8 protein-coding genes are annotated in these 9697 nt (G+C 49.9%); 7 read left to right on the forward strand and 1 reads right to left on the reverse strand.

Annotation, left to right across the window (positions count from 1 at the left end; genetic code table 11):
* Window positions 1–10 precede the first annotated feature (10 nt).
* Window positions 11–1021 carry a YncE family protein gene (locus K9N57_04250; protein MCF7803379.1) on the forward strand — a complete coding sequence of 337 codons (1011 nt, stop codon included), beginning with the start codon at window positions 11–13 and terminating at the stop codon, window positions 1019–1021.
* 6 nt (window positions 1022–1027) lie between these two features.
* On the opposite strand, the gene K9N57_04255 is transcribed toward K9N57_04250, so the two are convergent.
* On the reverse strand, window positions 1028–1252 hold the full coding sequence (locus tag K9N57_04255; protein ID MCF7803380.1) for a hypothetical protein: 225 nt from the start codon (window positions 1250–1252) through the stop codon (window positions 1028–1030).
* 292 nt (window positions 1253–1544) lie between these two features.
* On the opposite strand from K9N57_04255, the gene K9N57_04260 reads away from it, so the two are divergent.
* The 6 genes from K9N57_04260 (at window position 1545) to K9N57_04285 (ending at window position 9556) form a co-directional block, all read left to right on the forward strand.
* Entirely contained in the window at window positions 1545–1712 is a 168-nt protein-coding gene (locus K9N57_04260; GenBank protein ID MCF7803381.1) for a hypothetical protein, read from the forward strand.
* 228 nt (window positions 1713–1940) lie between these two features.
* Window positions 1941–3821, forward strand: a complete 1881-nt coding sequence (locus tag K9N57_04265; GenBank protein MCF7803382.1) for a cation:proton antiporter — start codon at window positions 1941–1943, stop codon at window positions 3819–3821.
* A gap of 263 nt (window positions 3822–4084) precedes the next feature.
* On the forward strand, window positions 4085–5638 hold the full coding sequence (gene pruA / locus K9N57_04270) for an L-glutamate gamma-semialdehyde dehydrogenase (protein MCF7803383.1): 1554 nt from the start codon (window positions 4085–4087) through the stop codon (window positions 5636–5638).
* A 290-nt stretch (window positions 5639–5928) separates the two neighbouring features.
* Window positions 5929–7242: a cyclic 2,3-diphosphoglycerate synthase gene (locus K9N57_04275; protein ID MCF7803384.1), complete on the forward strand. Its 1314-nt coding sequence runs from the start codon at window positions 5929–5931 to the stop codon at window positions 7240–7242.
* Window positions 7242–8192: a carbamate kinase gene (gene arcC / locus K9N57_04280; GenBank protein MCF7803385.1), complete on the forward strand. Its 951-nt coding sequence runs from the start codon at window positions 7242–7244 to the stop codon at window positions 8190–8192. Before K9N57_04275 ends, arcC begins: the two co-directional genes overlap by 1 nt.
* 518 nt (window positions 8193–8710) lie before the next feature.
* Window positions 8711–9556: a hypothetical protein gene (locus tag K9N57_04285; GenBank protein MCF7803386.1), complete on the forward strand. Its 846-nt coding sequence runs from the start codon at window positions 8711–8713 to the stop codon at window positions 9554–9556.
* Window positions 9557–9697 lie beyond the last annotated feature (141 nt).

The raw sequence follows: 9697 nt of genomic DNA on the forward strand, positions 1-9697 counted from the left end.
GGAGAACCATATGAATAAACCAAAAGTACTACTTGTCGTATTTGGCATTGCACTTTTGCTTATGACGGGCTGTGACGATAATCTTGTAGATAGTGGTGGTACCGCTGTGGAAGGGTTGTTTGTGCTCAATGGGCTGGCACAAACGGTTTCACATATTGACCTGACCACAGATGAGGTATCCCTCCAGTTTGTCGCCGCCAGAGAAATCCCATCTGACCTGGGCATCATCGGAGAGCACTTACTCGTTTTGAACTCCAGTCCGGCCTCCATGGATGTGTTTGCCGCAGAAGACGGCAACAGTATCACCACCATAAATTTACCGGGTGGCAGCAATCCCTACGGGCTTCACATCGATGGGAACTATATTTACATCACCGGGTTGTCCTCGAATCAGCTTTATATTGTGAATGCCGGTAATTACACGCTTGAAGATTCGGCCGCCGTAGGAACCGGTCCCCAGGGCATTACCTCGGACGACTCACATATTTTTGTTGCAAATAACGGTGGATGGCCGGACTATTCCGAATCCTCGGTAACGGTGCTGAACAAGTCGGATTATTCAGTGGATACAACTATTAGCACCAGTACCAATCCGCAGGAATTTACCTGGACGCCGGACGGTAATCTGCATGTGGTCTGTACCGGGAACTATGACGACATCACCGGAAAAGTAGATGTCATCGATGTGAACTCCATGGCAGTAACTCAGACCATTGAGTTTGGCGGAACTCCGGGGCGGATTGCATCCGCTGAACAGAAAGTGTATTTATCGGATGCAGGCGATCAGGAAAACGGTTTCCTGTATTCCTATGATGCAATAACATATACGGTACTCAACGATAACGAATCACCGATTCACGTAAATAACGGAGCCATGGGGCTGGTATTTTCTGATGCGAACAAGGATTTATATGTATCCAACTTCAATGCGAATACAGTGCAGAAATTTGACGTAGAAACGGGCGAAGTTCTGCAGACATACGAAGTGAGTGACGGCCCCCAATCACTAGTGGCCTGGTGATGCTGTTTAGAAATTCATGGCACCGAGGCGGGCGAGCATGCCGTTAAGCTCATCTCTGGAAATATCATAACCGCGGTCGATCAGTTCACCCCACAGCAGGATGGTCGGGACGTTCCGGTCACCATTCTCCTTCTGTAAATCGTGGAGGCAAACCAGCACTGCCCGCTCCTTCCGGGTGAGGCCGTCCCGGACATCAGGGATGTAATCGTTGGGATCGCGACGTTTATTCATAGTTGGATAAATTGGGCACTTTCGGCAAGGGACGCAATGGGAAAAACGGGGGAAAACGGGTATAAGGGTATAGGGAATAAGTGCTTCGTCACACGCTTCAAGTCTGCGAACCGGGTTGAATCGGAGGATAAATAATGAGAAGGAAGAAAGGAGAAAGGACGGATTGAATGCCCAATAATCAATATCCAACATCAAATTTTCAAGTGTTACCCAGATTCTCTGTAGGAAAACGGAAAAGCCGTTAGTAGTCACCGCTTTAGCGGTTTATTGATATGAGGAAAAATTGAAGGGAATGAATTTCGAACTGGAGAATATCCAACGCCCAATTTTCAGGTGCGATTCAGGTTCTCAGAATGAAAACGGAGAAGTTGTTGGTAGTCACCGCTTTAGCGGTTTTTTTAGGGAAAAGAAAAAGCTGTTGGTAGTAAGTGGTTGGTGGTTTGTTGTGGGTGTGTTTTGAAATTATTCCGGAAGACTTGAAGAGTGCGGGGATGTTCGTACGGCAAATATCTACAAACAACGAACGAATAACCAACAAAAAAAAGCAGCCGCGACTACCACCGATAACACTATTATACATTTCTATGTGAACACCCACCCCGCAAGGCTCCCTTTGGCGATCACTTGAATACTTTCATTCGTCAAATTCATTGTAAAATTGTAAAGATAATCTGTATATTCATCGCTTATGGAAAACGCACTATTTAACGTCGCAATACTGATATTTGCCGGTGTCGCCTCCCAACTGGTGGCGAATAAATTTAAGTTCCCGGCCATTGTGCCGCTCTTAGTTGTCGGTGCATTGCTGGGGCAATTTGAGCTCTTGCGGGTCGACCTGTTGGGGGATGGCCTTCAGACGATTGTACACATTGGCGTGGCCATTATCCTCTTTGAAGGTGGATTATCACTCCGCCGGGTCAACTACCGGGAAGCCTCCAAGACAATCCGGAATCTAATTACCATCGGCATCATTATAACCTGGGTTCTGGGGTCAGCTTCTGCATATTTCCTGTTCCCCGAACTACGGAATCCAACCGGTCTCCGTATTGCTGTGCTGTTCGGCGCGCTTATTACCGTCACCGGCCCGACGGTTATCATGCCGCTGCTGAAAAATGTAAAAACGACCAAAAAGATCTCCACAATTCTCACCTGGGAAGGCATTCTGATTGACCCCATCGGTGCACTGCTGGCCGTGGTGACGCTCACCTTTATCGAAACTTCATCTTCCGGCGGATTCTTAGTGCGGGAATTTATCCGGAGCATGGCCATCGGCTTTTCCGTGGGTATCGGCGGGGGCCTGATCATGAATTATGTGCTGAACCGGCGCAAGATGATCTCCTGGGATCTGCGAAATTTATTTGTGCTTTCCACGGTTATCGTCGTGTATGCCTGCTCTGACTGGCTTCAGCATGAAACAGGTGTACTGGCTGTCACCGTTATGGGATTGCTGCTGGGGATCCTCAAACCGCTGGGTATCGACGAAATTGAGTCCTTCAAGGGTCAGCTCACCACGCTGATGGTATCGATCCTCTTTATTCTTTTGGCGGCGAAACTTGAATTGCAGAGTATTGTAGATCTTGGATGGCGTGGTGTTGTGCTGTTGGCAATCGTGATTTTGGTAATTCGGCCGATCAATATTTTCACATCTTCAGTAAATTCGGATCTCGGACTGAATGAAAAGCTCTTTCTCTCATGGATTGCCCCCAGGGGAATTGTTGCAGCGGCGGTCGCCTCCCTGTTTACCACCAATCTCTCCCACATCCCGGAATATGCCAACCAGGCAGCGTACCTTGAGACGCTGACGTTCCTTGTTATTGGAGGTACGGTTTTTATTCAGGGTGGCACAGCGAAATGGGTAGGGAAATTACTGAACGTCTTACAACCACCACCCCGCGGGTTCCTCTTTGTGGGCGCCAGCGCCCCGGCCAGGCAATTAGCCAAAACCATTAAGGCTGTCGGATTCAAGGTAACAATGATGGATATTAACCGGAATAATTGCCGTGCAGCCAAGAAGGAAGATCTGGATGCGATACATGCCGATGCCCTGGCTCCGGATACTCTGGAAGATGCTCAGTTGGAAGGGATCGGGAACCTTATTGCTATCACACCGAATGCAGAAGTCAATATCCTGGCATGTCAGCAGGGAGCCAAATTTCTCGGCCCGGAACACGTATTCCGGATCCGCCTCCAGGAGGAGCAGGATGAGCAATCCGACGAAACGAGGTTAAAGGATGAAGGGCTGCTCCTGTTCCATGAAGATTTGACGTACGGCAGCCTCAAGTCCTATCTCCGCCAGGGCTGGAAATTCTACTCCAAAAAAACCGAACACGAAATTATCCGGCAAAACGGAGAGGACGAACCCTCAGATTTCATTCCGGTCTTCTATGTGAAAAACGACCATCTTGAGCTGGTTACTCCCAATATGAACGTCCCCAATGGGGTGCAACTGGTCTGCTTTGGCAAGGAGCCGGATAAGATTGATAGCACCTCGGACGAAGAAGAAGTTGAGGCTATCGATCTGGATGAATTGGGTACGGAGGAATTTCCGAATAGTGATTCCGATAAGTAGGCAATCTCTTCTCGTTGTCTGCATTTGATATAAACCTCCTCTCCTGACGACCTGCTCCTTTGAAATCCTCTTGATTTTCGCTGACTGCCGAACTACTTTTTTCTTCAACTTATAAGGAAGTTAGCGACGGGATAAGACTAATAGATGAAGATCGTACTACCAAATCTACTGCATTCAATACTCACCCAACCCTCCAGCGTCATTGGAGGGTTTTTTTATTTAACCCCGGATATTAACCCATAGTATAACGAACGGAGGCTTTCATGTATCAACCGTATGAGCAGGCAGGATATATCGACTTTTCAAAACCCGAAAATCAGCGGAAAATGCAGGATGCCCTGGAAAAGGTTAAGTCCCAGCTCGGTCAGACTCACGACCTGATTATCGGAGGCGAACGGGTGCAGTCTTCCGAGACGTTCGACTCGATTAACCCCGCGAAAAAAGACCAGGTTATCGGCACATTCCAGCAGGCAGAGCCGAAGCATGTCGACCAGGCAATGGATGCAGCCCTGGAAGCATGGGAGGAGTGGAAACATTATTCGCCCGAAGCCCGCGCAGCCATCTTCGCCCGGGCGGGACATCTGATGCAGGATCGCCGGTTCGAACTCATCGCCTGGCAGATCCTGGAGCAGGGAAAGAGTTGGCCCGAGACCGATGCTGAAGTCTCCGAAGCCATCGATTTTCAGAACTATTATGCCAGAGAAGCCCTTCGCTATGGGAACCAGTCGGATGTGGACAAATGGCGTCCCCGGGAGAACAACGAATACTTTTATATTCCGCTGGGAGTGGGAGCGATTATCCCCCCGTGGAATTTCCCACTGGCGATCATGTCCGGAATGTCTTCCGCAGCCATGGTCACCGGGAACTGCATCATTTTAAAGCCGTCCAGTGACGCCCCGGCTCAGGCGTATCAATATGTGAAAATTCTGGAGGAAGTAGGCCTTCCCAAAGGCGTTGTAAATCTGGTCACCGGCGGTGGCGGCCGGATCGGCGATAAGCTGGTCGGTCATCCAAAGACCCGGTTCATTGCATTCACTGGCTCTAAAAAAGTCGGCCTCCACATTAACGAGTTGGCGGCCAAACTTCAGCCGGGGCAGAAATGGATTAAGCGCGTCAGCGCCGAGATGGGCGGCAAGGACGCCATGGTTGTGCTGGAAGACGCTCCGGATATGGCAGCGGCTGCTGATGCCGCGGTACAGTCGGCCTTCGGCTACTCCGGTCAGAAATGCTCGGCCTGTTCGCGTCTCATCCTGGAAGAATCCATCCACGATGAATTCGTAGAAAAAGTGATTGAACGCGCCAAAAAACTCACCGTCGGCCCTCCCGATAAACAGGAAAACTGGATGGGGCCGGTGATTAACGAGGACGCCGAAAGCAAGATACTCGAGTATATCAAAATCGGCAAGGAAGAAGGCAAGCTCGTCCTCGGCGGCAAAAAAATCAGTGAAGACGGCTACTACATTGAGCCGACCATCTTCACCGAAATCGATCCCGGCGACCGGATGGAGCAGGAAGAGATTTTTGGCCCTGTGCTTTCCATTATAAAGGCCAGAGATTATGACCACGCGCTGGAAATTGCCAATGACACCGATTACGGACTCACAGGCGGTGTCTGGACAAAAGATCAGGCCAAAATCGAGCGGGCGAAAAGAGAGTTCCACGTCGGGAACCTTTACTTCAACCGGGGCATTACCGGATCAATTGTCGGCTCCCAACCATTCGGTGGCTTCAACCTCTCCGGTACCGACAACAAGGCCGGTGGCAAGGATTACCTGCTCTTTTTCCAGCAGGCCAAAACCGTCACCCAGCGCCTGTAAATGGAGCCCCCTGCTTTACAGCCGGAGTTCCTGCTTTGATTCCGCCAGTCGGTGGATTCCGGGCGGAATCCCGCCCAGGAAAACCATGCATCGGTCCCGCCGTGGCGGGATGGTTTTCTGGATGGCGGAATAAGTCGCAACGACACACATAAGAGGCCGGACGAAAAATGCCAAGACAATTCGAAGAAATCATTTGTTGGCGCTATTGGTTCGGATTCTGCTAGTCCGGCCTCCCCTCTTCTGTTTTTCCTGTAAATCAATCTGAATATCTATACACGAATGGAGTTGTTATGAGCAAGACCACAGTAATTATTATGGGCGCCGCCGGCAGAGATTTTCACAATTTTAATACATTTTATCGTTCCAACGATGATTACGATGTCGTCGCCTTCACCGCAACCCAGATCCCGGACATCGAAGGCCGGAAATATCCCGGTGAACTGGCGGGCGATCTCTATCCGGATGGCATTCCCATCGAACCCGAAGAGAAACTCCCGGAACTGATTACCGAACTCAACGTGGATGAAGTGGTCTTTTCCTACAGCGATGTTCCACACGAGTACGTCATGCACAAGGCATCTCTGGTAAACAGTCTCGGTGCGGATTTTAAAGTCATGGGCGCCAAACGCACCATGCTGAAAAGTGAAAAACCGGTAGTCGCCGTCTGCGCCGTGCGAACCGGTTGCGGGAAGAGCCAGACTACCCGACGCGTCGCCGAAATTCTGACAGACGCCGGCAAACAGGTCGTCGCGATCCGGCATCCCATGCCCTATGGGGACTTGGCGAAGCAGCGGGTTCAGCGGTTTGAGACTCTGGACGATCTCAAAAAACACGACTGTACCATAGAGGAGATGGAGGAGTACGAACCGCACATCGATCGCGGGACCATCGTCTACGCCGGTGTTGACTACGAAGCCATTCTCCGGAAAGCGGAACAGGAAGCGGATGTCATCCTCTGGGACGGCGGCAACAACGACATGCCATTCTACGAGCCGGATATCATGATCACCGTAACTGATCCCCATCGTCCGGGACACGAGACGTCCTATTATCCCGGCGAATCCAATCTCCTGATGGCCGATGTGGTCTTAATCAATAAAATCGATACCGCCGATAACACCGGCGTGGAAGCCGTGCGTGACGCCATTCGCACCCACAATCCGGACGCGACAGTTGTTGACGGCGCATCGCCCATTTCTGTGGATGAACCAAAGCTAATTGCCGGAAAGCGGGCATTGGTTATCGAGGACGGCCCCACCCTGACGCACGGGGAGATGAAATATGGCGCCGGGGTGGTGGCCGCCGATAAATTCGGCGCCACCGAACTCGTTGATCCCAGACCGTATACCACCGGTACGATTACGGAAACCTTCGAAAAATACCCCGAAATCGGCACCCTGCTCCCGGCCATGGGATACGGTGAACAACAGATGAAGGATCTGGAAGTCACGATAAAAAATGCGGATTGCGATGTCGTAATCATCGGAACCCCCATCGACCTGCGACGGATTATCAACATTGAGCAGCCGTCGGTTCGCGTCACCTATGATCTCCAGGAACTGGGGCGGCCGAATCTCCGGGATGTCCTGAAGCCGCTGCTATAATGGGGCGGCCGAAGACAGCAGTCGTAGCGCTGGGCGGAAACGCCATCAGCCCAAAATCTGAGGCGGACACTATTGCCAATCAGTTCCGCCATACCCGAGAAAGCCTGGCTGCGATCCAGCACCTGGTAGAGCAAGGCTATCATCTGGCTATTACCCATGGAAACGGCCCGCAGGTCGGGAATGCCCTCCTGCGGGTTGAACTGGCCCGTGGAAAAGCGCCCATACTTCCGCTAGGAATCTGCGTTGCAGACGTCCAGGGCGGCATGGGCTATATGATCGAGCAGTCACTCCAAAACCGGTTGCGTCAGGTCGGTATTGCCAGAGATGTGGTCACGATGGTGACCCAGGTTGTAGTTGATAAGGATGATCCTTCTCTGCAGGATCCGACCAAATTCATTGGACAGTTCTATACCGAAGAGGAAGCCAAGCGACTGGCGGAAGAGAGCGGCTGGACGGTGAAATATGACGAAGGCCGCGACGGCTGGCGCCGGGTGGTTGCCTCTCCCATGCCGAAACAGTTGGTTAACGCGCAGCCTATCAAGCAGCTCGTGGACCACGGGACTATCGTCATTGCTGCCGGTGGCGGTGGCATCCCGGTCTGCATCGAAGAGAATGGCGACTACGAAGGGGTTGATGCTGTCATCGATAAAGATCGCGCCGCGGCCATCATCGGAAAGGATATCGAAGCCAGCCAGCTCTTTATTGTGACAGATGTGCCGGAAGTCTATCTGCATTATAAGAACCCGAACCAGGAAGCGATTCGGGAGATCTCCAGCGAGAAACTGCAATCACTCCATGATGCGGGGCACTTCCCCGCTGGTTCCATGGGGCCGAAAATCGAAGCGGCACTGAGTTTCCTCCGGAACGGTGGCACCAAGGTTGTGATTACATCCATTGACCACCTGACCGAATCACTCACCGGCAATCGTGGTACGCATATCACAGTGTGATTCTTAACGGATACCCAAGTTTTGACAGGCGCCAATACTGTCTTAAGGTCACCATCATTGATTAGTGTAATCCTCTGAATCTTCAAGATGCTTGTCAATTATATAGTTGAAGTCATTTAAAATGGATGCTGGCATTCTGCCAATATTTATGAAAATCCGGCCCGGAACTACCGGGGAGTACGAAATATGTACGCAGGTGGTCATTGTCTCCTAAGGTGCGGTAAAAATCACAAGGCGGTAAACGCTTGCAAATGCAGTATGAATGCATAGTATCACACTAGTTTTATTACGGCTCTTATTGGTCTTTCCCGATAATCGAATTTGAAAACGTATTGATGCTGTTTGTTGGCCCCATTTTGGGGTACAGCAGCTCCCCTCGATCTTTTGGCTTGCAAAAACCACCAAATTAGCCGGTTGTATTGAGGGGAGTATTACTTGTTATCCGATAATCCAAACCAAGAAAGGAGTGAAAAAATCCAAAAACAAGAAAACAAGTTAATATAAAAAAGGAGAGAACCATGAAACAGATCATCATAGCAATAATAGTAGGTTTACTTTTGATCTCCTGTGGAGCGCAAAACGATGAGGTCACGGGCAATGAAAACGATCTTTCAGAGGCACCGTTACTTACACTTACTCCTGGTGATTACATTGTCGATGTGGTTGACTATACAATTCAGCCAGAGCGAAACGCGGTTGTCTTGGATTTGGAAGCGGCGTATCCAAATGGGCAAACTCACGAACGGCAACTAACTATTTTGTATACAAAGAGCGTAGAATCTTGGGATTATCACGGAAAAACCATCTTGTCTGATAACCAAGGTGAAGAGATCTTTAGTTTTCAATTTGAATGGAATACAGAGACGAACAGGGCTGTTAGAATCACAGAGCGAGCAGAAGTCGATTACTTACAGGTTGAACGTCGGACGATTGATAACAAGGGTAAGAAGCTGATTATCGAAGATTATAATATTAACGGAGCCGAACATGAAGTGCGATATGAGGCCGAGTCACAGGAACAAATTCACGCTATGTGGGATCAATACAATACTGATGGTTTAAGCAAACAATTGACCGAGACAGCAATCGGACAGGAAATTGCTGCCTTTGATACTTACTACAACCGTCAGGCCGCCCTGAATAATAATCCAAACGGTGACCTTCTGGCCTTGTTCTCCTTTAATGACGAATTAGGCGAATGGCTCTCCATAACAACCAGCGGTTCAATTGGTTTTGAAAAACCACAAAGAGCTGCTTGCTTTTTGGCGGTACAATGCACACTATTTAAATGCTTTGCTGGCGGAGCTGGCAATGCGGTTTGTGTCACCTGTGCAGTCGGAGCGGCCATCATTTGCAATGTATAAATAAGGGCATTTATCACTTCACGGAGTTACCGGTTTCATTAATATGTTCACTAAACTCTGCACAAATTCCTCCGGAGTCAAGTGCCGATGATTAAACCGAAATTCCACTTCTTTCAGATAGCGGACGAAGTTGTGTGGACT

It is taken from the genome of Candidatus Neomarinimicrobiota bacterium (assembly GCA_021734025.1).
Classification (GTDB): domain Bacteria; phylum Fidelibacterota; class JAANXI01; order JAANXI01; family JAANXI01; genus JAANXI01.